20 protein-coding genes are annotated in these 22,523 nt (G+C 59.0%); 2 read left to right on the top strand and 18 right to left on the bottom strand.

Annotated features, from left to right (window positions below):
- Positions 1 to 4: 4 nt before the first annotated feature.
- Positions 5 to 328, top strand: a complete 324-nt coding sequence (fdxA, locus tag AC3IP0_RS05855) for a ferredoxin FdxA (RefSeq protein ID WP_150727667.1) — start codon at positions 5 to 7, stop codon at positions 326 to 328.
- A gap of 678 nt (positions 329 to 1,006) precedes the next feature.
- Here the strand turns inward: fdxA and AC3IP0_RS05850 are convergent.
- The 9 genes from AC3IP0_RS05850 to AC3IP0_RS05810 all read right to left on the bottom strand — a co-directional run bounded on the left by AC3IP0_RS05850 (position 1,007) and on the right by AC3IP0_RS05810 (position 9,292).
- On the bottom strand, positions 1,007 to 2,029 hold the full coding sequence (locus tag AC3IP0_RS05850) for an IS110 family RNA-guided transposase (RefSeq protein WP_489319727.1): 1,023 nt from the start codon (positions 2,027 to 2,029) through the stop codon (positions 1,007 to 1,009).
- Between the two features lie 127 nt (positions 2,030 to 2,156).
- Complete coding sequence (gene rpoS, locus AC3IP0_RS05845) at positions 2,157 to 3,164, bottom strand: RNA polymerase sigma factor RpoS (RefSeq protein WP_007990225.1); 1,008 nt, start codon at positions 3,162 to 3,164, stop codon at positions 2,157 to 2,159.
- Between the two features lie 105 nt (positions 3,165 to 3,269).
- Positions 3,270 to 4,127: a peptidoglycan DD-metalloendopeptidase family protein gene (locus tag AC3IP0_RS05840; protein ID WP_489318605.1), complete on the bottom strand. Its 858-nt coding sequence runs from the start codon at positions 4,125 to 4,127 to the stop codon at positions 3,270 to 3,272.
- A gap of 212 nt (positions 4,128 to 4,339) precedes the next feature.
- Positions 4,340 to 4,975 (bottom strand): protein-L-isoaspartate(D-aspartate) O-methyltransferase, encoded by a 636-nt coding sequence (locus tag AC3IP0_RS05835; protein ID WP_172435346.1) that lies wholly within the window; start codon positions 4,973 to 4,975, stop codon positions 4,340 to 4,342.
- Between the two features lie 41 nt (positions 4,976 to 5,016).
- A complete protein-coding gene (gene surE / locus AC3IP0_RS05830) occupies positions 5,017 to 5,766 on the bottom strand; it encodes a 5'/3'-nucleotidase SurE (protein WP_489326855.1) in 750 nt (249 codons plus the stop codon).
- Positions 5,754 to 6,812 carry a tRNA pseudouridine(13) synthase TruD gene (truD, locus tag AC3IP0_RS05825; RefSeq protein WP_489318603.1) on the bottom strand — a complete coding sequence of 353 codons (1,059 nt, stop codon included), beginning with the start codon at positions 6,810 to 6,812 and terminating at the stop codon, positions 5,754 to 5,756. The genes surE and truD overlap by 13 nt, the downstream gene beginning before the upstream one ends.
- The gene (gene ispF, locus AC3IP0_RS05820; protein WP_007970721.1) at positions 6,809 to 7,282 is read right to left on the bottom strand and encodes a 2-C-methyl-D-erythritol 2,4-cyclodiphosphate synthase; all 474 of its coding nucleotides are present in this window, start codon (positions 7,280 to 7,282) and stop codon (positions 6,809 to 6,811) included. The genes truD and ispF overlap by 4 nt, the downstream gene beginning before the upstream one ends.
- Positions 7,283 to 7,325: 43 nt before the next feature.
- Positions 7,326 to 8,171, bottom strand: coding sequence for an S-formylglutathione hydrolase (gene fghA, locus AC3IP0_RS05815; RefSeq protein WP_489326853.1), 846 nt, complete (start codon positions 8,169 to 8,171; stop codon positions 7,326 to 7,328).
- An 8-nt stretch (positions 8,172 to 8,179) separates the two neighbouring features.
- Complete coding sequence (locus AC3IP0_RS05810) at positions 8,180 to 9,292, bottom strand: S-(hydroxymethyl)glutathione dehydrogenase/class III alcohol dehydrogenase (protein WP_489318601.1); 1,113 nt, start codon at positions 9,290 to 9,292, stop codon at positions 8,180 to 8,182.
- A 107-nt stretch (positions 9,293 to 9,399) separates the two neighbouring features.
- Between AC3IP0_RS05810 and AC3IP0_RS05805 the strand changes: the two genes are divergently transcribed.
- Complete coding sequence (locus AC3IP0_RS05805) at positions 9,400 to 10,296, top strand: LysR family transcriptional regulator (RefSeq protein ID WP_489318600.1); 897 nt, start codon at positions 9,400 to 9,402, stop codon at positions 10,294 to 10,296.
- A gap of 95 nt (positions 10,297 to 10,391) precedes the next feature.
- Here the strand turns inward: AC3IP0_RS05805 and ispD are convergent, their stop codons facing one another.
- The 9 genes from ispD to rnhB form a co-directional block, all read right to left on the bottom strand.
- Positions 10,392 to 11,099: a 2-C-methyl-D-erythritol 4-phosphate cytidylyltransferase gene (gene ispD, locus AC3IP0_RS05800; protein ID WP_347910905.1), complete on the bottom strand. Its 708-nt coding sequence runs from the start codon at positions 11,097 to 11,099 to the stop codon at positions 10,392 to 10,394.
- A complete protein-coding gene (gene ftsB, locus AC3IP0_RS05795) occupies positions 11,096 to 11,374 on the bottom strand; it encodes a cell division protein FtsB (protein ID WP_007970710.1) in 279 nt (92 codons plus the stop codon). The genes ispD and ftsB overlap by 4 nt, the downstream gene beginning before the upstream one ends.
- Positions 11,375 to 11,543: 169 nt before the next feature.
- Positions 11,544 to 12,833 (bottom strand): phosphopyruvate hydratase, encoded by a 1,290-nt coding sequence (gene eno / locus AC3IP0_RS05790; protein WP_056720952.1) that lies wholly within the window; start codon positions 12,831 to 12,833, stop codon positions 11,544 to 11,546.
- A 156-nt stretch (positions 12,834 to 12,989) separates the two neighbouring features.
- The gene (kdsA, locus tag AC3IP0_RS05785) at positions 12,990 to 13,835 is read right to left on the bottom strand and encodes a 3-deoxy-8-phosphooctulonate synthase (protein WP_046054578.1); all 846 of its coding nucleotides are present in this window, start codon (positions 13,833 to 13,835) and stop codon (positions 12,990 to 12,992) included.
- A 5-nt stretch (positions 13,836 to 13,840) separates the two neighbouring features.
- The gene (pyrG, locus tag AC3IP0_RS05780; RefSeq protein ID WP_489318598.1) at positions 13,841 to 15,472 is read right to left on the bottom strand and encodes a CTP synthase; all 1,632 of its coding nucleotides are present in this window, start codon (positions 15,470 to 15,472) and stop codon (positions 13,841 to 13,843) included.
- A gap of 274 nt (positions 15,473 to 15,746) precedes the next feature.
- Positions 15,747 to 17,075, bottom strand: a complete 1,329-nt coding sequence (tilS, locus tag AC3IP0_RS05775; RefSeq protein ID WP_489318597.1) for a tRNA lysidine(34) synthetase TilS — start codon at positions 17,073 to 17,075, stop codon at positions 15,747 to 15,749.
- Between the two features lie 135 nt (positions 17,076 to 17,210).
- On the bottom strand, positions 17,211 to 18,158 hold the full coding sequence (locus tag AC3IP0_RS05770) for an acetyl-CoA carboxylase carboxyltransferase subunit alpha (RefSeq protein WP_489326852.1): 948 nt from the start codon (positions 18,156 to 18,158) through the stop codon (positions 17,211 to 17,213).
- Between the two features lie 139 nt (positions 18,159 to 18,297).
- Positions 18,298 to 21,819: a DNA polymerase III subunit alpha gene (gene dnaE, locus AC3IP0_RS05765; protein WP_489318596.1), complete on the bottom strand. Its 3,522-nt coding sequence runs from the start codon at positions 21,817 to 21,819 to the stop codon at positions 18,298 to 18,300.
- Between the two features lie 77 nt (positions 21,820 to 21,896).
- Positions 21,897 to 22,523: a ribonuclease HII gene (gene rnhB / locus AC3IP0_RS05760; protein WP_340316675.1), complete on the bottom strand. Its 627-nt coding sequence runs from the start codon at positions 22,521 to 22,523 to the stop codon at positions 21,897 to 21,899.

Raw genomic sequence — 22,523 nt, 5'->3', positions numbered from 1 at the left:
AGAAATGACCTTCGTCGTCACCGACAACTGCATCAAGTGCAAGTACACCGACTGCGTAGAAGTCTGTCCGGTGGACTGCTTTTACGAAGGCCCGAATTTCCTGGTGATCCACCCGGATGAGTGCATCGATTGCGCGCTGTGCGAACCTGAATGCCCTGCTGTGGCTATCTTCTCCGAAGATGAGGTTCCGGCCGGCATGGAAAACTTCATCGAGCTGAACGCTGAGCTGGCCGATATCTGGCCGAACATCACCGAGAAGAAAGATTCGATGCCCGACGCTGAAGAGTGGGACGGCAAGAAAGGCAAGATCGCAGACCTCGAACGCTGATTACCCCCGCGTTCGCGAAAAAGGCCCCACAAGGGCCTTTTTGCTTTTCTGCAGGCAAAAAAAAGGGGCGGTTTGACCCGCCCACATTTTTTCCCTATTCCCTGTGTTCCTTTTCATCGTCCTGATGAATCGCGTCCTGCGATATCCATATCCCTCATCCTTGAAGGACGTGTCTGTCCATCGACACAACCTCAATACTAGAGTGTTCCCCTCCGGGATCAATCGCCCCATTGGCGCGAGATCCAGCTGTCACACATCATTAATATTAAAAAATAGCTATATAAATCATAAAGATAGTGACGCGAAGTGTTCAGCATGGACGACTGCCAGTGTGTAAAAATAACGAACACTTACGCAAGAGTAAGCCAAGGCTTACAGCACGAAACCAAAATCCCGAGGGGACTCGATCTACTGGCCAGACAATAAAATGTATGGTCAGCCCATCTCCTGCAACCCCATAGGCTGTTTTCGGTAAAACTGGCTTGCGCTAATGTATCCGGGCTCGTTGTGAGCGTTGCTGTAACAACGCTCGACCCTCGATGAGTAGCCGCTCCCTACTGTCCTGAAAAAACCCTCAGCCTCTAAAGCTGATTTTATTGCCAGGTTCTCAGTCGGGCCGTTTGCCGTTTACTGTCATCAGTCAGTGACGTCGCAAAAGCCGGTGGCAAAGCAGTACGTTCAAACGTTCGGATGTGGGTCGTACTGGCCGCCCTTGGTCAGTACCGCCCACACGATTCGCGCCAGTTTGTTCGCCAGTGCGCACGCGACGACATTGGAGTGGCGACGTCTCAGCAGCTCTCGAACCCAAGGTCCAAGGGCGTCTTCACGCTTGTCGATATGTTGCATGATGGCCCGCGCACCCTGCACCAGTAGCCGGCGTATGTGCTTATCGCCGCGTTTTGTAATCCCCAGCAGCACTGTCTTTCCGCCGGTTGAATGCTGCTTCGGCACCAACCCCAACGAAGCCGAGAAATCACGTCCGCTGCGATAATTCGATGCATCCCCTATATCCGCCAGCAGCGCGCTGGCAGTAATCGGGCCGATGCCTGGAATACTCTGCAAGCGACTCGCGGCATCGTCTTCTTCCAACTGCTGCTTCAAGTCGGACTCGATGTCCTTGATTTCATCATTAAGCTGTTGGATTTGATGATGCAGGCGTATCACTACGCCCTTGAGGCGCAATGGCACCGGGTGTTGTGGGTCATCCAGCAACGCTGGCACGCGGTGCAACGCAGTGACCCCAATAGGCAGGCTGATCCCGAACTCCAACAGAAAACCGTGGATCTGATTAGTCGCCTCGGTGCGATGGCCAATCAATGAATCACGAACACGGTGCAGGGCTGAAAGCGTTTGCTGCTCTTCGGTTTTAATCGAGCAGAAGCGCATCGCGGGGCGGCTCGCCGCCTCGCAAATCGCTTCGGCATCAATGAAGTCGTTTTTGTTGCCTTTGACGAACGGTTTGACGTACTGCGGGGCGATCAGCTTCACCTCGTGGCCCAATGCACCGATCTGTCGAGCCAGCCAGTGGGCGCCGCCGCAGGACTCCATTACCACCGTGCAGGCTGGCAGTTGGGCCAATGTGCTGAGCAACTGGCCGCGGTTGGTTTTTTTGCGCAATACCTGATGGCCTCTGGCGTCCTGGCCATGCAGGTGGAAACTGTGTTTGCCAATGTCGATACCGAGAAGTGTCATCGTGTTCATGAGAGATCCTCCGCCCGAAAACGAGAAAAGCCCTGCAAGCGTAAACCTGCAGGGCTTCTCGGTCAGGCTGACCATCTCATTAAACCCCGAGCCAGTCGGGGTTTTTCATGCCATCGCAGTGAGTGCCCTATTGGAACAGCGACTCGCTCGACAGACCATTTTTTTCCAGGATCTCGCGCAGCCGCTTCAAGCCTTCCACCTGAATCTGTCTGACTCGTTCCCGGGTCAGGCCGATTTCCAGGCCTACGTCTTCAAGGGTGCTGCTTTCATGACCGCGCAGGCCGAAGCGGCGTACAACCACCTCGCGTTGCTTGTCGGTCAGTTCCGAGAGCCACTGATCGATGCTCTGGGACAGGTCGTCGTCCTGCAACAGTTCGCATGGATCGGTTGGGCGGTCGTCAGTCAGGGTATCGAGCAGGGTTTTATCCGAATCCGGCCCCAGCGAGACGTCGACCGAAGAAACCCGCTCGTTAAGGCCCAGCATACGCTTGACCTCTCCCACCGGTTTTTCCAGCAGGTTGGCGATTTCTTCGGGTGAGGGTTCATGGTCGAGTTTTTGCGTCAGCTCCCGCGCGGCCCGCAGGTACACATTCAGCTCCTTGACCACATGGATCGGCAGCCGGATGGTCCGGGTCTGATTCATGATTGCGCGTTCGATGGTCTGGCGAATCCACCAGGTCGCGTAGGTCGAGAAGCGGAAACCGCGTTCCGGATCGAACTTCTCCACCGCCCGGATCAAGCCGAGGTTGCCCTCTTCGATCAGGTCCAGCAGCGACAACCCACGATTGACGTAACGCCGGGCGATTTTCACCACCAGCCGCAGGTTACTTTCAATCATGCGTTTACGCCCGGCCGGATCGCCACTTTGCGACAGGCGCGCAAAATGAACTTCTTCTTCGGGTGAAAGCAGGGGAGAGAAACCAATTTCATTGAGATACAGCTGCGTGGCATCAAGTGCCCGCGTGTAGTCAATGTACTTGTGCTGTTTCAAGGATGCGGAGTGTTTGGATTTGGCACGAACGGAAGGTGGAGCCGCCCCTTCATCATTCGACATCGAATCCGTATCGATGCTGCTCTCCATCAGGAGAACCTCATCGTCGATGTCAAACTCCGGCACTTCTTTACTGAGAGCCATTGTTATAGTCCTTTGGTGAGTTCGACCTCAAGCTCAAGCGGCGCCTTTCTCCCTGGCAACGCTGGAGCCTGTCCCCTCTACGCGACGGAACAGGCTGGTAAGCGATCAACGACGTGGCAGGAATTGCAGCGGATCTACAGGTTTACCTTGGCGGCGAATCTCAAAATGCAGTTTCACCCGGTCTGTACCCGTTGACCCCATTTCGGCAATTGTCTGTCCGACCTTGACCTGCTGCCCCTCCCGAACCAACAGCCTGCGGTTATGTCCGTAGGCGCTTACGTAGGTTTCACTGTGTTTGATGATTACTAATTCGCCGTAGCCCCTTAAGCCACTCCCGGCGTATACCACCGTCCCATCAGACGCAGCTAAAACAGGCTGTCCCAAATCTCCGGCGATATCAATTCCTTTATTCAAACTACCGTTTGAAGAGAATTTTCCAATCAGAATGCCATTAGATGGCCATCCCCAGCCGGTCGGGGCTGGCCCGGGAGGGGGTAATGGAGCGGGTGCAGGCTTGCTCGCGACGGACGGTACAACCGTCGTCGTGCTGGTGGTCGTACCGTTTGCCGAACGACGGATGACCGTGGTTTTACTCGACGATGAAGGCGTTGAACTGGACGAACTGACCACTGCCGTCGACGTTGAATCGGTACGACCATCAAAGCGAATCGTCTGACCCGGACGGATGGTGTAAGGCGCAGGAATGTTGTTGCGTGCCGCCAGGGCCTTGTAGTCCCAGCCGTAACGGAAGGCGATGGAGAACAGGGTGTCCTTGGGCCGAACGACGTATTGCCCGGTCGTCACGGCTGGGCGCTGAGCCGCGGCATTGTTGCGGTCCACGACACGAACATCGCTGGACTTGTTGCTGGAACAACCGACCAGCAAGGTGCTCAAGACAAGGCCAGTCACCAGGCGCTGAAAGCTCGTTTTACTCATTCGCTGCGCAATGACTGTGAGACTCACCCGCCGCTCCCTCTGTGGTGGCTGAAAATGTGAAATACCGGAGTCCGGTAATGAACTGTCGCAAGTATAACGGGCCGTGCACGCTTTACCTTTAATGTGGCGAATCGGTGTCGCGCACACGTTTGCTGCCTGACGATGAATCCCGTTTAACACAACGATGCCGCTGTAAGACAAAGGCAATCGAAGAGAATTCAGCGTGCCGAAACAAATGCTCAGGCCAGTGGCCCATTGAGCAATGGCACGAAGCGCACAGCTCCCAGGACATGCCTGGAAAAACCTTGTTCCTCGCGAATGATCAGCATCAATTGCTGGACTTCGCCGGCCCCGACCGGGATCACCATTCGGCCTCCCGGCGCTAACTGGTCAAGCAGTGCCTGGGGCACGTCGGTCGCCACTGCGGTGACGATAATCCCGTTGTACGGCGCCAGTGCCGGCCAGCCTTCCCAGCCATCACCCCAGCGGAACACCACGTTGCGCAGGTTCAGTTCGACCAGACGTTCCTTTGCCCGATCCTGCAGAACCTTGATGCGCTCGACCGAGAACACACGCTCGACCAGTTGCGACAGCACCGCCGTCTGATAACCCGACCCGGTGCCGATCTCCAGCACCTTGTCGAGGGGACCGGCCTCCAGCAGCAGCTCGCTCATGCGCGCCACCATATAAGGCTGGGAGATGGTCTGGTTGTTGCCAATCGGCAGCGCGGTGTCTTCATAGGCACGGTGCGCCAGCGCTTCGTCGACGAACAGGTGACGCGGGGTCCGGCGAATGACCTCCAGCACCCTGGCGTTGGAGATGCCTTCTTCATACAGGCGCTGGATCAGCCGCTCCCGGGTTCGCTGGGAGGTCATTCCGATGCCGCGACGCAGCATATCGTCTTGTTCGCGACCCATCAGCGCAGCCCCTCCAGCCAGCCGTCCAGACTTCTGAAGGCATCATTGAAGGTGCGATCCAGTTGTAGTGGCGTGATCGAAACATAACCCTGCATCACTGCATGGAAATCGGTACCCGGGCCACCGTCTTCGGCATCCCCGGCCGCCGCGATCCAGTAACCGGACTTGCCCCGCGGATCCACCACTTTAATCGGTGCCGCGGCCCGGGCGCGATGGCCCAGGCGGGTCAACTGGATACCGCGGATACGGTCCAGCGGCAAATTGGGAATGTTCACATTCAGTACCGTACGCGGTGGCAGATCCAGGTCAGCATGGGCTTCAACCAGTTTGCGCGCGAAATAGGCAGCTGTGGGAAGGTTCTCTACCTGGCGTGAGACCAGCGAAAAGGCAAACGAAGGGTGTTTCAGGAAACGCCCCTCAAGGGCCGCCGCCACCGTGCCGGAATACAGGACATCGTCCCCCAGGTTCGCGCCCAGGTTGATGCCGGAAACCACCATGTCCGCCGCGCGCTCCAGCAGGCCGTTGAGGCCCAGGTGCACACAATCGGTTGGCGTGCCGTTCAGGCTGATAAAGCCGTTGGCCAGGGTTTGCGGGTGCAACGGACGGTCGAGCGTCAGCGAACTGCTGGCGCCGCTCTTGTCCTGGTCCGGGGCGATAACCACGCACTCGGTGTAATCCGCCAGCGCAGCATAAAGCGCGGCGAGACCGGGTGCTGTTACCCCATCGTCGTTAGAAATCAGAATACGCATGGGCTGTCCGTCTGCCCCACCGGCACCAGATCAACAAGCTCGCGCACCAATACGGTGGCGAAGCATCCGGCCGGCAGGACGAATTCCAGTTGCAGAATGTCAGGCTCGGGATAATGCCACGTCAACCCGCCAATGGGCAGCCGCAGGATGCGACGTTCGTGGCTCATTCCGGCGTTGATCAACCAATCACGCAAATCCGCTTCGCGTGCGGCGATGGCCTGCTCCAGTTCATGGACAACGCCCGTGGCCGGCGAGTCACCTTCGCCCCACTGCGGACCGGTCGGGTGCAGATCGAGAATCGCCAGGCGCGGGTCGCTGCACTCGGCTTCGCCTGCCGGGAAAAAGCTGCGGCTGTCGGTGAACGCCAGCAGATCGCCCACCTGAGCACGCTGCCAGGTGCCGTCGGCAACTCGAGCGGCCAGCACCTGGTTGAACAGAAAACTGCGCGCCGTGGAAAGCAGACGCGAGCGCACGTTGCGCTGCTCCGGCAGGGCCTTGCGCGCGGCCCAGGCGCGAGCATCGACGACGTTGCCGCCGTCATGACCAAAACGCTGGGCGCCGAAATAATTGGGGATGCCTTGCCTGGTGATCAGTTGCAGACGTTCTTCAAGCGCGGCCTTGTCGCCGGCGAATTGCGTCAGGCGCAAGGTAAAACCGTTGGCCGAGTGGGCACCGCGTTGCAGTTTGCGCTTGTGGCGGGCGGTCTTGAGGATCTTCAGCGTATCGTTTTCCGCAGCCGACAGATCAGGGTCGGCCTTGCCCGGCAGTTGCACGCTGAACCATTGGCGAGTCAACGCCTGACGGTCCTTGAGCCCGGCATAACTGACGGTGCGCAATGGCACGCCGGCAGCCTTGGCAATCCGTCGCGCCGCTTCTTCAGTATTCAGGCCGCGCTTTTCCACCCAGATCCACAGGTGTTCACCTTCGCCGCTGAGGGGAATGTCGAGGACTTCGTCGACCTGGAAATCTTCCGCGATCGCTTTCAGGACCGCTGTACCGAGGGCCTCACCGTAAGCCCGCGGGCCGAGCAATTGCAGTTCGTTCATGCGCGCAGCAACAAGGCAACGGAGTGCACGGCAATGCCTTCTTCGCGACCGACAAAGCCGAGCTTTTCGGTGGTGGTAGCTTTCACGTTCACTTGATCCAACTCTACTTGAAGATCCGCGGCAATCAGCGCGCGCATCGATTCGATATGCGGGGCCATTTTCGGCGCCTGGGCGACGATGGTGTTATCGACGTTGCCGACTTTCCAGCCTTTGGCATGGACCAGTGCGACGACGTGACGCAACAGCGCACGGCTGTCGGCGCCCTTGAATTGCGGGTCGGTATCCGGGAAATGCTTGCCGATGTCGCCCAGCGCCGCGGCGCCGAGCAAGGCATCGCTCAAGGCGTGCAAGAGGACGTCACCGTCAGAGTGAGCGAGCAGCCCGAAGCTGTGTGCAATGCGCACGCCGCCCAGAGTGATGAAATCGCCTTCAGCGAAACGGTGCACATCATAGCCGTGGCCAATACGCATAAAAAAACGCCCCGATTTTTGTCAGGGCGTGATTCTACCTGCATTAGCCAACCAGAGCATGCGCGTGATGCCGCAAGTGCTCATCGATGAAACTGGCAATGAAGAAATAGCTGTGATCGTAGCCCGGTTGCAGGCGCAACGTCAGCGGATGACCGGCCAGTTTGGCCGCCTGCTGCAAGGCTTCCGGCTTGAGCTGGTTGGCGAGGAAATCGTCGCGATCACCCTGGTCGACCAACAGCGGCAGCTTTTCATCGGCCTCGGCAATCAACGCGCAGGCATCCCATTCGCGCCATTTCGAACGGTCCTCTCCCAGATACCGGGAGAAGGCTTTCTGCCCCCACGGGCAATCCATCGGATTGTTGATGGGCGAGAACGCCGACACCGACAGATAGCGCCCCGGATTGCGCAATGCGCAGACCAGCGCACCGTGACCGCCCATGGAGTGGCCGCTGATGCCGCGCTTGTCCGACGCAGGAAAATGGGCTTCGACCAATGTCGGCAATTCCTGCACGACATAGTCATGCATCCGATAGTGGCGCGACCAAGGCTCCTGAGTGGCATTCAGGTAAAACCCGGCGCCGAGGCCGAAGTCCCAGGCGCCATCCGGATCACCCGGCACGTCCGGACCGCGAGGACTGGTGTCCGGGGCGACGATGATCAACCCCAGCTCGGCGGCCATGCGCATGGCACCGGCCTTTTGCATGAAGTTCTCGTCGGTGCAGGTCAGGCCGGACAACCAGTACAACACCGGCAGCTTGCCGCCCTGCTCCGCCTGCGGCGGCAGGTACACGGCGAACACCATGTCGCAGCCGAGCACTTCCGAGCGATGGCGATAGCGCTTGTGCCAGCCGCCGAAGCTTTTCTGGCAGGAGATGTTTTCCAGGCTCATGGCGGACCTCAAAAATGGATGACGGAACGAATGCTTTTCCCTTCATGCATCAGGTCAAACGCCTTGTTGATATCTTCCAGGCCCATGGTGTGGGTGATGAAGGTATCCAGCGGAATCTCACCGGTCGCGGCCATTTCCACATAGCTTGGCAACTCGGTACGACCGCGCACGCCGCCGAACGCAGAACCCCGCCAGACGCGGCCAGTGACCAACTGGAACGGACGGGTCGAGATTTCCTGACCGGCACCGGCAACGCCGATGATGACCGATTCGCCCCAGCCCTTGTGGCAGCACTCCAGTGCCGCACGCATCAGTTGTACGTTGCCGATGCACTCGAAGGAAAAATCCACGCCGCCATCGGTCATGTCGACGATGACTTCCTGGATCGGGCGATCGAAGTCTTTCGGGTTCACGCAGTCGGTTGCGCCCAGCTGCTTGGCGATTTCGAATTTCGCCGGGTTGATGTCGATGGCGATGATCCGCGCAGCCTTGGCTTTCACGGCACCGATGACGGCAGAAAGACCGATGCCGCCGAGGCCGAAGATCGCCACGGTATCACCCGGTTTCACCTTGGCGGTGTTGAGCACTGCCCCGATTCCGGTGGTGACACCGCAGCCCAGCAGGCAGACTTTTTCCAGTGGCGCTTCTTTAGCGATCTTGGCCACGGAGATTTCCGGCAGCACGGTGTACTCCGAAAAAGTGGAAGTACCCATGTAGTGGAAAATCGTTTCACCCTTGTAGGAAAAACGCGAAGTCCCGTCGGGCATCAAGCCTTTGCCTTGGGTCGCGCGAATCGCCTGGCAAAGGTTGGTTTTACCCGACAGGCAGAATTTGCATTGACGACATTCAGGGGTGTACAGCGGGATCACATGATCGCCGACTGCAACGGAGGTCACGCCCTCGCCAATCGCTTCCACGATCGCACCACCTTCGTGGCCGAGAATCGACGGGAAGATGCCTTCCGGATCTGCGCCGGACAATGTGTAGGCATCGGTATGGCAAACACCGGAGGCCACCACGCGCAGCAATACTTCACCGGCCTTGGGCATGGCGACATCGACTTCAACGATTTCGAGGGGCTTCTTGGCCTCGAAGGCAACGGCGGCGCGCGACTTGATCATGATGACTCTCCAGTGAATTAAAACGAGACAGGGAGTGTAATACATGGCTCAACGATGAATAATCGATGCAAATGCAAAATATTATTGCTGTACAGGGATAATCATCGATGTCCGAAAATCGCTGGGAAGGGATCGACGAGTTTGTCGCGGTTGCCGAATGCAGCCAGTTCACCGCTGCCGCACAACGCCTGGGGGTTTCGTCTTCCCATATCAGTCGACAAATTGTACGCCTGGAAGAGCGTTTGCAGACTCGTTTGCTCTACCGCAGCACCCGTCGGGTCACGCTGACCGAGGCCGGGCAAACCTTCCTGCAACATTGCCAGCGTTTACAGGACGGCCGCGAAGAGGCGTTGCGAGCGGTGGGCGACTTGACCAGCGAACCCAAGGGCATGCTGCGCATGACCTGCGCCGTGGCTTACGGCGAGCGCTTCATCGTGCCGCTGGTGACTCGCTTCATGGGGCTGTATCCGCAACTGCGGATCGACATCGAACTGAGCAATCGCCAGCTTGACCTGGTGCACGAAGGCCTCGACCTGGCGATTCGCCTCGGGCGCTTGCAGGATTCACGGCTGGTCGCCACCCGCCTCGCGCCGCGCCGCATGTTTCTCTGTGCATCGCCCTCCTATCTTGAACGCTACGGTCGCCCGCATAGCTTGTCAGAGCTGAGTCGCCACAACTGCCTTATCGGCAGCTCGGACGTCTGGCAACTGGAACAGAACGGGCGGGAATTTTCGCAGAGAGTGCAGGGAAACTGGCGCTGCAACAGTGGCCAAGCCGTACTGGATGCCGCGCTGCAAGGCGTAGGGCTGTGTCAGTTGCCGGACTATTACGTGCTGGAGCATTTGAATAGCGGCGCGTTGATTTCGTTGTTGGAAGCACATCAACCACCGAACACGGCGGTTTGGGCACTGTATCCGCAGCAACGGCATTTGTCGCCGAAGGTGCGCAAGTTGGTGGATTTTTTGAAGGAGGGGTTGGCTCAAAGGCCGGAGTACAGGATTTAAGATCAAAAGATCGCAGCCTTCGGCAGCTCCTACAGGGATTGGGTACGACATTCTTTGCGGATCCCTCTGTAGGAGCTGCCGCAGGCTGCGATCTTTTAGTGACGATTGGCCCAACGCTGTCTCAACCATTCAAGATCTTCGGGACGCGTAACCTTGAGGTTATCGGATCGCCCTTCGATCAGGCGCGGCGCCGAACCGGCCCACTCCATCGCCGAAGCTTCGTCGGTAATAACGGCATCCGCCACCAGACTGTCAGCCAAAGCCCGATGCAACGCCCCAAGGCGGAACATCTGCGGCGTGTAGGCCTGCCAAATCACGCTGCGGTCCACGGTTTCGACGACTCGACCGTGCTTGTCGACTCGCTTGAGCGTATCCCGCGCCGGAACCGCCAGCAGTCCGCCGACGGGATCGTCAGCCAGTTCAGCCAGCAGCTTGTCCAGATCGTCACGACTGAGGTTCGGCCGTGCGGCATCGTGAACCAGTACCCAATCCTCATCATCGGCACCCTGCGCATGCAAGTGCAGCAAGGCATTGAGCACCGACCCGGAACGTTCGGCACCGCCCTCGACCCGGGCAATACGCGGATCACTGGCACATGCCAGGTTCGGCCAATAAGGATCGTCAACAGCAACACTGACCACCAAGCCTTTCAGACATGGATGATCAAGGAAACAGCCAAGGCTGTGTTCGAGAATAGTGCGCCCGCCCAGTTGCAAGTACTGCTTGGGACGGTCCGCGGCCATACGGGCACCGACGCCCGCGGCAGGAATCACGGCCCAGAAGGCCGGTAACGAATTAATCATTGGGCCAACTGGTAAAGGGTTTCACCGTCCTTGACCATACCCAACTCATGACGAGCCCGCTCTTCGACGGTCTCCATGCCCTTTTTCAACTCACTGACTTCGGCGTCCATCACCCGGTTGCGTTCCAGCAATGCCTGGTTCTCAGCCTGCTGATCCGCAATCTGCTGAGTCAACTCGGCCACTTGCGCCAGACTGCCGTTTCCCACCCACAGGCGGTACTGCAGGCCAGCCAGCAACAAAAGCAGGATGAGGAACAACCAATTGGGACTGCGCATCGAATATCGGGTATCCAGTGAAAAAAGACAGCCATGCCAAACGTGAAGCTTCTGATAGCACGAAGCCTGGAAGAACCAGGCTTGTGCATATAAGGCATCAGATTAGTGGCAAATCCATCGCTGCTGCGATTTTTCCGACACAATCCGGTGTCTTTTTATCGATTTCCGCTTAACCGCGGAACTCGCTGCGACCGTTGTACTTGGCTTTGCCGTTCAACTGCTCTTCGATACGCAGCAGTTGGTTGTACTTGGAAACACGGTCGGAACGGCACAGGGAGCCGGTCTTGATCTGGCCAGCCGAGGTGCCCACGGCCAGGTCGGCAATGGTCGAATCTTCGGTTTCGCCGGAGCGGTGCGAGATCACGGCAGTGTAACCGGCAGCCTTGGCCATCTGGATGGCTTCCAGGGTTTCGGTCAGGGTGCCGATCTGGTTGAACTTGATCAGGATCGAGTTGGCGATCTTTTTGTCGATGCCTTCTTTCAGGATCTTGGTGTTGGTCACGAACAGGTCGTCGCCTACCAGTTGGGTCTTCTCGCCGATCTTGTCGGTGAGGATCTTCCAGCCAGCCCAGTCGGACTCGTCCAGGCCATCTTCGATGGAGATGATCGGGTAACGCTCGGTCAGGCCTTTGAGGTAGTCAGCGAAACCTTCGGCGGTGAACACCTGGCCTTCGCCGGACAGGTTGTACTTGCCGTCTTCGTAGAATTCGCTGGCCGCGCAGTCCAGGGCCAGGGTCACGTCGGTGCCCAGCTTGTAACCGGCGTTGGCCACGGCTTCGGAGATCACTTTCAAAGCGTCTTCGTTGGACGCCAGGTTAGGTGCGAAACCACCTTCGTCACCCACGGCAGTGCTCAGGCCACGGGCCTTCAGTACAGCCTTGAGGTGGTGGAAAATCTCGGTACCCATGCGCAGGCCTTCCGAGAAAGACTTGGCGCCAACCGGCTGAACCATGAATTCCTGGATGTCGACGTTGTTATCGGCGTGCTCGCCGCCGTTGATGATGTTCATCATCGGAACCGGCATCGAGTAGACACCCGGGGTGCCGTTCAGGTTGGCGATGTGAGCGTACAGCGGCAGGTCCTGGTCCTGTGCTGCTGCCTTGGCCGCGGCCAGGGAAACGGCGAGGATCGCGTTGGCGCCCAGGGAACCTTTGTTTTCAGTACCGTCGAGCTTGATCATTGCCAGATCGAGCGCTTTCTGGTCGCTTGGGTCCATGCCTTTCAACAGGTCGCGGATCGGACCGTTGATGTTGGCTACGGCCTTCAGAACGCCCTTGCCCAGGTAACGGCTCTTGTCGCCATCACGCAGCTCGAGCGCTTCACGCGAGCCAGTGGAAGCACCGGACGGCGCGCAGGCACTGCCGATGATGCCGTTGTCGAGAAGCACGTCCGCTTCCACGGTGGGATTGCCACGGGAGTCGAGAACTTCACGACCTTTGATGTCGACGATTTTAGCCATTGTTGTAAACACTCCAAAGTTGACGAAAACGACGCAGCTGTAGGAAATCTTTGATCGTCGGCAAGTGAGGTGCAGCGGGCAGTCTTGCAGACGACAAGGCTCAGGCCCGAGGGCCTGAGCGTTAAATCGTGCGGTACTTTACCGGAGAATTGAGGATTACGCGGTTTCTACCGTCGGAAAACTCTTCACCAGTTCGTCCAAAGCCTTGAGCTGGGCCAGGAATGGCTCCAGTTTGTCCAGGCGCAAGGCGCAAGGACCGTCGCATTTGGCGTTGTCCGGATCCGGGTGGGCTTCCAGGAACAGGCCGGCCAGGGACTGGCTCATGCCGGCCTTCGCCAGGTCGGTGACCTGGGCGCGACGACCGCCAGCGGAATCGGAGCGACCACCAGGCATTTGCAGCGCGTGGGTCACGTCGAAGAACACCGGGTATTCGAACTGCTTCATGATGCCGAAGCCGAGCATGTCGACGACCAGGTTGTTGTAGCCGAAGCTCGAACCACGCTCGCAGAGGATCAACTGATCGTTACCCGCTTCCACGCATTTGCTCAGGATGTGTTTCATCTCCTGAGGTGCGAGGAACTGGGCTTTCTTGATGTTGATCACAGCACCGGTCTTGGCCATAGCGACCACGAGGTCGGTCTGGCGCGACAGGAAGGCCGGCAACTGGATGATGTCGCAGACTTCAGCGACGACCGCGGCCTGATCAGGCTCGTGGACGTCGGTGATGATCGGCACGCCGAAGGCTTGCTTGATGTCCTGGAAGATGCGCATGCCTTCTTCCAGGCCAGGACCACGATAGGAGGTCACAGAAGACCGGTTGGCCTTGTCGAAACTGGCCTTGAACACGTAAGGGATACCGAGCTTTTCGGTGACCTTCACATACTCTTCGCAAACCTGCATGGCCATGTCACGGCTTTCCAGCACGTTCATGCCACCGAACAGCACCATGGGCTTGTCGTTGGCAATCTCGATGTCGCCGACGCGGATGATCTTCTGTGCCATCGGGGTTACGCCTTCTTCTGGTGTTGAGTCAACGCTGCCTTGACGAAACCGCTGAACAGCGGGTGACCGTCGCGTGGCGTCGAGGTGAACTCAGGGTGGAACTGGCAAGCGACGAACCATGGGTGATCCGGAGCTTCAACCACTTCAACCAGTGCGCCATCACCGGAACGACCGGAGATTTTCAAACCAGCTTCCATGATTTGCGGCAGCAGGTTGTTGTTCACTTCGTAGCGATGACGATGACGCTCGACAATCACGTCCTTGCCGTAGCAACCGTGGACCAGGGAACCCGGCTCCAGCAGGCAATCCTGCGCGCCCAGGCGCATGGTGCCGCCCAGATCGGAAGTTTCGGTGCGGGTTTCGACAGCGCCGGTGGCATCTTCCCACTCGGTGATCAGGCCCACGACCGGGTGACCGCTTGCACGATCGAACTCGGTGGAGTTGGCGTCTTTCCAGCCCATCACGTTACGTGCGAACTCGATCACGGCCACTTGCATGCCCAGGCAGATACCCAGGTACGGAATCTTGTTTTCGCGAGCGTATTGAACGGCAGTGATCTTGCCTTCAACGCCACGCAGACCGAAGCCGCCAGGCACCAGGATGGCGTCGACGCCTTCCAGCAGCGCGGTACCCTGGTTCTCGATGTCTTCGGAATCGATGTAGCGCAGGTTGACCTTGGTACGGTTGCTGATGCCGGCGTGACTCATCGCTTCGATCAGCGACTTGTAGGCGTCCAGCAGCTCCATGTACTTGCCGACCATGGCGATGGTGACTTCGTGCTCAGGATTGAGCTTGGCGTCGACCACGGCTTCCCACTCGGACAGATCGGCACCGCCGCATTGCAGGCCGAAACGCTCGACGACGAAATCGTCCAGGCCCTGGGAGTGCAGGATGCCCGGGATCTTGTAGATGGTGTCGGCGTCTTCCAGCGCGATCACCGCACGTTCTTCAACGTTGGTGAACTGCGCGATCTTGCGACGCGACGACACATCGATCGGGTGATCGGAGCGGCAGACCAGCACGTCCGGTTGCAGGCCGATGGAACGCAGTTCCTTCACCGAGTGCTGGGTTGGCTTGGTCTTGGTTTCGCCGGCAGTGGCGATGTACGGCACCAGTGTCAGGTGCATCAGCATCGCGCGCTTGGCGCCGACTTCGAAACGCAGTTGGCGGATCGCCTCGAGGAACGGTTGCGACTCGATGTCACCCACGGTGCCGCCGATCTCGACCATTGCCACGTCAGCGTCGCCAGCACCCTTGATGATGCGGCGCTTGATTTCGTCGGTGATGTGCGGGATCACCTGGATGGTTGCACCCAGGTAGTCACCACGGCGCTCCTTGCGCAGGACGTGTTCGTAGACACGGCCGGTGGTGAAGTTGTTGTTCTGGGTCATGGTCGTGCGGATGAACCGCTCGTAGTGGCCCAGGTCCAGGTCGGTCTCGGCGCCGTCGTGGGTGACGAACACTTCACCGTGCTGGAACGGGCTCATGGTGCCCGGGTCGACGTTGATGTACGGGTCCAGCTTCAGCATGGTGACCTTAAGTCCCCGCGCCTCCAGGATGGCCGCCAGTGATGCCGATGCAATGCCTTTCCCCAATGAAGAAACAACACCGCCCGTGACGAATATGTAGCGCGTCATGAAAAACCCTAGAAGTCTGCGTTAAAGCGGTCCGAGCCGCCGGGGAAAGCGAAGGAAGGCCGAAGCCCCCGATCACCTGCATTAATCACAGTGCACCTTTCGAAAAAACCGCCGCGTTGGGACAGACCGGAAAATGAAACACCGGTTCGTTGCTCGCTACACATTTTTTGGAATCGCCCAGCAAAGACTGCTTGGTAATCGGCAACTCCTGCAATTCAGGCGAATCCACAGAAGTTGTATCAAGAAGGGAGCGTAGTCTACCGGAAAGCCCCTTTCAGCTCAAACCTTGATCTTCGTTCAGTGGCTGCCAATGCAAATGCCAGTCGCCGAGCGCACCACCATCGAGCCCCTTGAGGTTCGCTACCGCCAGCAGTTGCCCGTCTTTGTAGAGCAGCGGCAATCTGCCGCGTACGAAGGACGGTACAGCGCTTTCATTGAGCAAACGTTTCAGGTCCCGATGGCCGCGGCCTGGCAGAGCCATGACCTCTCCCCCTTCACGATAGCGGATATGCAGCGGGCCAGCGGGGAATTGGCCGCTGAGCGAAAGCACGCCGTTACCCGGGATAGCCAGTGGTAACGCCGGATCCAGCCACACCCCGGCGACCGGTAGAGGCCGCAGCCAGTGGCCGGACAGCCACCAGATCCGCCCGCCCGTCCGATGCAGTTCGCCATCGACCAACCGCCACACCGGGCAGGCATCGCCGGTGGCGTCGCGCAAATCCTCCCAACCCGACCAATGGTCAGTGTCCGGCAGGCGGGTCAGCGGTTCGAGCCAATGACTCAAGGCATTGCGCTGCCGGGCATCAGACAATTGCGCAAGCGGCGCCAGTTCAAGGGACCGCAAGCCCAGCCAGGCGAACTCAGTGGCAGAGTTGGCCTCACGCAAATCCATGTCCGCCAGTTCTTCGAGCAGTCCCTGTGCTTCAGTCAAATGCGCCGCGCTGCGGGCCATGGTCGCGACCGCTTGTGGCCAGCGCTGGATCAGCACGGGCAAGACTTGATGCCGCAGGTAATTGCGCGAGTACTGCCGATCCTGGTTCGAGGGATCTTCGATCCAACTCAAGCCATGCGCACTGGCATAAGCCTCCAGTTCAGCCCGCGTGACATCAAGCAATGGCCGCAGCAGATGCCCCTTGCCCAACGGGCGCTGACGCGGCATTGCGGACAATCCGCGCACGCCCGCTCCGCGCAACAAGCGAAACAACAGGGTTTCCGCCTGATCGTCGCGGTGCTGGGCAGTCAGCAGCACTTCGTTGGCCTGAACGGTTTCAGTGAAGGCGTGATACCGCGCATCCCGGGCTGCACGTTCAAGGCTGGCACCCGGTCGCACCTGCACGCGAACCACTTGCAGCGGCACGCCCAGCGCAGCGCACACAGCACGACAATGTTCCGGCCACGCATCGGCCACGGCTTGAAGACCGTGATGGACATGGATGGCGTTGAGCGCCGGCAGGGATTCGGTTTTGGAGAGTGTTGCCAGAAGGTGCAGCAGGACAGTGGAGTCGAGGCCGCCGGAGAAGGCGATGCGCCAGGTCGCAGCATTGCGCCACGAGGCAAGATTCAACAAGAGTCTGGCGGGCAGATCAATATTGGACCGACTCATATCCATCACCTTGCACAAATCAAATGTGGGAGCGAGCTTGCTCGCGAAGACGGTTCAACATTCAACACATTCGTTGGCTGTTATACCGCTTTCGCGAGCAGGCTCGCTCCCACACATGGGCACTGCGTGTTCGGCTTAGAGACCGTAGCTCATCAGTCGATCGTAGCGGCGCTTCAGCAGCGCGTCGTTATCGAACTTCTTCAGCATCGCCAGTTGCGAGCCAAGCTCGGCGCGGATCGATGCGGCTGCGGCGGCCGGGTCGCGGTGCGCACCGCCCAATGGCTCGCCAATCACCTTGTCCACGATGCCCAGGCCTTTGAGGCGCTCGGCGGTGATACCCATCGCTTCTGCGGCATCCGGTGCTTTCTCGGCGGTTTTCCACAGAATCGAAGCGCAACCTTCCGGCGAGATCACCGCATAGGTCGAGTATTGCAGCATGTTCAACTGGTCACAGACACCGATCGCCAACGCACCACCGGAACCACCCTCACCGATCACGGTGGCGATGATTGGGGTTTTCAGGCGGGCCATGACACGCAGGTTCCAGGCAATCGCTTCACTCTGGTTGCGCTCTTCAGCGTCGATGCCAGGGTAAGCGCCCGGGGTGTCGATGAAGGTCAGGATCGGCATTTTGAAACGTTCGGCCATTTCCATCAGGCGGCAAGCCTTGCGGTAGCCTTCCGGACGCGGCATGCCGAAGTTGCGGCGAACTTTCTCGCGCACTTCACGGCCTTTCTGGTGACCGATGATCATCACCGGCTTGTCGTCCAGACGGGCAATACCGCCAACGATGGCAGCGTCGTCCGAGAAGTGACGGTCACCGTGCAGTTCGTCGAACTCGGTGAAGATGTGTTCGATGTAGTCCAGGGTATACGGACGTTTCGGGTGACGCGCCAGACGTGCGATCTGCCAGCTGGTCAGCTTGCCGAAGATGTCTTCGGTCAGCGTTTTGCTCTTGTCCTGCAGGCGGGAGATCTCATCGCCGATATTCAGCGAATTGTCATTACCGACCAAGCGCAACTCTTCGATCTTGGCTTGCAGGTCGGCGATCGGCTGTTCGAAATCTAGAAAATTCGGGTTCATAGGCGTCCGTCTTGGGTCGAGTCCCAAGGGTTCTTGGGCCGGCCGGTTGTCTATTCGCGCCCTACCTTAAGGGACAGGCGCGTTGAGGTCGAGATTAAAAATTCAGGTCAAGGTCAGGGCAATCTGATGGCACTGACTGTCAACGGTATTGGAGGAAGACGTTGTCTCGCCCGAACTGGTCACGCAGGGCTTGAATCAACGCATCCGCCGGATCAATTCGCCAGCCTTCGCCGAACTGCAACAAGGCCTTCGCATCGGGGCTGGTGTAGTCCATGGTGATCGGGCACGCGCCGCGGTGACGCTTCAACAGTTCACCCAGCCAGCGTAGCTGATCGCCCTTGAGGTCCTTGGCATGCAACTTCAGGCGCAGGCTCTCGGCCAGATTGGTGCGCGCATCCTCCATGCTCATCACCCGCTTGACCCGCAACTTCAGGCCACCGGAGAAGTCGTCGTTGCTGACCTCGCCTTCGACCACCACCATCGCGTCGGTCTGCAACAGCGACTGCGCGGAATGGAACGCCTCGGAAAACAGCGAGGCCTCGATCCGTCCGGAGCGGTCGTCGAGGGTGATGAACCCCATCTTGTCGCCCTTTTTGTTCTTCATCACCCGCAAGGCGATGATCATCCCTGCAACAGTCTGGGTATCACGCGCCGGTTTCAGGTCGATGATCCGCTGGCGGGCAAAGCGGCGGATTTCACCTTCGTATTCGTCGATCGGGTGACCGGTCAGGTACAGGCCGAGGGTATCTTTCTCCCCTTTCAGGCGCTCCTTGAGGGTCAGCTCCTTGGCCTTGCGGTGATTGGCGTAGACGTCGGCGTCTTCTTCGACAAACAGACCGCCAAACAGGTCGGAGTGACCGCTGTCCTGGGTGCGCGCGGTCTGTTCGGCCGCCTTGATCGCTTCTTCCATGGCGGTCAGCAGCACCGCGCGATTGCGGTCGATATTGGCCTGATAGGCTTTCTGCTCATCGTGGAAATACGGCCCGAGGCGATCCAGGGCACCGCTGCGGATCAAACCGTCGAGGGTGCGCTTGTTGATACGCTTTAGGTCAACCCGGGCGCAGAAATCGAACAGATCCTTGAACGGACCGGCCAGACGCGCTTCGGTGATCGCCTCGACCGGGCCTTCACCCACACCCTTGATGGCGCCCAGGCCGTAAATGATCCGGCCTTCGTCGTTCACCGTGAACTTGAATTCGGACGTGTTCACGTCCGGCGCGTCGAGACGCAGCTTCATGGTCCGCACTTCTTCGATCAAGGTCACGACCTTGTCGGTGTTGTGCATATCCGCCGAGAGTACCGCGGCCATGAACGGCGCCGGGTAGTGGGCCTTCAGCCATGCGGTCTGGTACGACACCAGGCCATAGGCGGCGGAGTGGGATTTGTTGAAGCCGTAACCGGCGAACTTTTCCACCAGGTCGAAAATGTTACCGGCGAGGTCTGCGTCGATATTGTTGGTGGCGCAACCTTCAATGAAGCCGCCGCGCTGCTTGGCCATTTCCTCGGGTTTTTTCTTACCCATGGCTCGACGCAGCATGTCCGCACCACCGAGGGTGTAACCGGCCATGACCTGGGCAATCTGCATCACCTGTTCCTGATACAGGATGATGCCGTAAGTCGGTGCCAGTACCGGCTTGAGGCCTTCGTACTGGTAGTCCGAATGCGGATACGCCAGCTCGGCGCGACCGTGCTTACGATTGATGAAGTCGTCCACCATGCCCGATTGCAGCGGGCCCGGACGGAACAGTGCCACCAGTGCGATCAAGTCTTCCAGGCAGTCGGGCTTGAGCTTTTTGATCAGCTCCTTCATGCCCCGGGATTCAAGCTGGAACACCGCCGTGGTTTCGGCTTTTTGCAGCAAGGTGTAGGTCGGCTTGTCATCCAGAGGGATGAACGCGATATCCAGCGGCGGCTCATTGACCTTGGCGCGGTCGCGGTTGATGGTTTTCAGCGCCCAGTCGATGATCGTCAGGGTCCGCAGGCCGAGGAAGTCGAACTTCACAAGGCCGGCCGCCTCGACGTCATCCTTGTCGAACTGGGTTACCAGGCCGTCACCGGCTTCGTCGCAATAAATCGGCGAGAAGTCGGTCAGCTTGGTCGGGGCGATAACCACACCACCGGCGTGCTTGCCGACGTTACGCACAACGCCTTCGAGCTTGCGGGCCATCTCCCAGATTTCCGCTGCTTCTTCATCGACCTTGATGAAGTCGCGCAGGATCTCTTCCTGCTCGTAGGCCTTTTCCAGGGTCATGCCGACTTCGAACGGAATCATCTTCGACAGACGATCCGCCAGGCCATAGGACTTGCCCTGCACCCGCGCCACGTCACGGACCACGGCCTTCGCAGCCATGGAACCGAAGGTGATGATCTGGCTCACGGCGTTGCGGCCATACTTCTCGGCTACGTAGTCGATTACCCGGTCACGACCGTCCATGCAGAAGTCGACGTCGAAGTCGGGCATGGATACCCGTTCCGGGTTGAGGAAACGTTCGAACAGCAGGTCATATTCCAGCGGGTCGAGGTCGGTGATCTTCTGTACATAGGCCACCAGCGACCCGGCACCCGATCCACGGCCAGGACCCACCGGTACGCCGTTGCTCTTGGCCCACTGGATAAAGTCCATCACGATCAGGAAGTAACCGGGGAACCCCATCTGGATGATGATATCCAGCTCGAAATTCAGCCGGTCGACATAGACCTGACGCTTGGCTTCGTAGTCTTCGGTGGTGTCCTTGGGCAGCAGAACGCTAAGCCGCTCCTCCAGGCCGTCGAAGGACACCTTGCGGAAGTACTCGTCGATGGTCATGCCATCGGGGATCGGGAAGTTGGGCAGGAAGTGCGTGCCCAGCTTCACTTCGATGTTGCAGCGTTTGGCGATCTCGACGGTGTTTTCCAGCGCCTCGGGAATGTCGCTGAACAGCTCGGCCATTTCATCGGCGCTTTTGAGGTACTGCTGATCGCTGTAGTTCTTCGAACGCCGCGGATCGTCGAGGGCGCGACCCTCACCGATGCAAACGCGGGTTTCGTGGGCGGCGAAGTCTTCCTGCTTGATGAAGCGCACATCGTTGGTCGCCACCAGCGGCGCACCGAGCTTCTCGGCCAGGGCCACGGCGCCGTGCAATTGTTCTTCATCGTTGGGGCGGTTGGTGCGCTGGATTTCCAGATAGAAACGATCCGGGAACACTTCCATCCATTCGCGGGCCAGGGTTTCGGCCTCGGCGGGGTTGCCGCTGAGCATGGCCTGGCCGATCTCGCCTTCTTTGGCCGCCGACAGCATGATCAAGCCCGAGTTGGCTTCAGCTACCCATTCGCGCTCGATGATGATCGCGCCGTTGCGCTGACCATCGATAAAACCGCGGGAAATCAGTTCGGTAAGGTTGCGATAGCCTTCGGCGTTCATCACCAGCAGGCTGATCCGGCTCAGCGGGTTGTCCGGATCCTTGTTCGACAGCCACAGGTCGGCGCCGCAGATCGGCTTGATCCCGGCACCCATGGCGTTTTTATAGAATTTGACCAGGGAACACATGTTGTTCTGGTCGGTGACCGCTACGGCAGGCATGTTCATGCCGACCAGGGTCTTGACCAGCGGTTTGATCCGCACCAGACCGTCGACCAGGGAGTATTCAGTGTGCAGGCGTAGGTGAACGAATGAAGCCGGCATAGTGATCCTGTCTATAAACATGAAGACAACAAGGCCCGGATTGTACCGGGCCTTGGTTAAAAAAATCAGCCTCGCGACTAACTCTCGATGAGACCTTCCCGCGCCTCATATGCCAGCCGCACCGGGGCAAACGAGCGCCGGTGAATCGGGGTCGGCCCAAGCCGTGCCAGTGCTTCCAGATGAACGGGGGTCGGGTAGCCTTTGTGGCCGCCGATGCCGTAACCCGGGTAGATCAATTCGAACGCAGCCATTTCACGATCACGGCTGACCTTGGCCAGAATCGATGCGGCGGCGATGGCTGGAACCTTGCTATCGCCCTTGACCACGGCTTCGGAGCGCATCGGCAGTTTCGGGCAACGGTTGCCGTCGATCATCGCCAGCTTCGGCTGAACGTGCAGCCCCGCGACCGCGCGCTGCATGGCCAGCATGGTGGCGTGCAGGATATTCAGTTCGTCGATTTCTTCGACTTCGGCGCGAGCGATGCACCAGCTCAGGGCTTTTTCGCAGATTTCGTCGTAGAGCTTTTCGCGACGGGCTTCGGTGAGTTTCTTCGAGTCGTTCAGGCCGAGGATCGGGCGGTTCGGATCAAGGATCACTGCCGCCGTCACCACCGCGCCACAGAGCGGGCCGCGACCCACTTCATCGACACCGGCAACCAACTCTTCGATTTCAGCGACCAAGGTGAAATCCAGCCCCATCTGCAT

The sequence above is a fragment of the Pseudomonas sp. GL_103 genome, from assembly GCF_057835175.1.
Note: the sequence above shows the minus strand (reverse complement) of the source record. Positions and strands in the feature narration are given on the sequence as shown.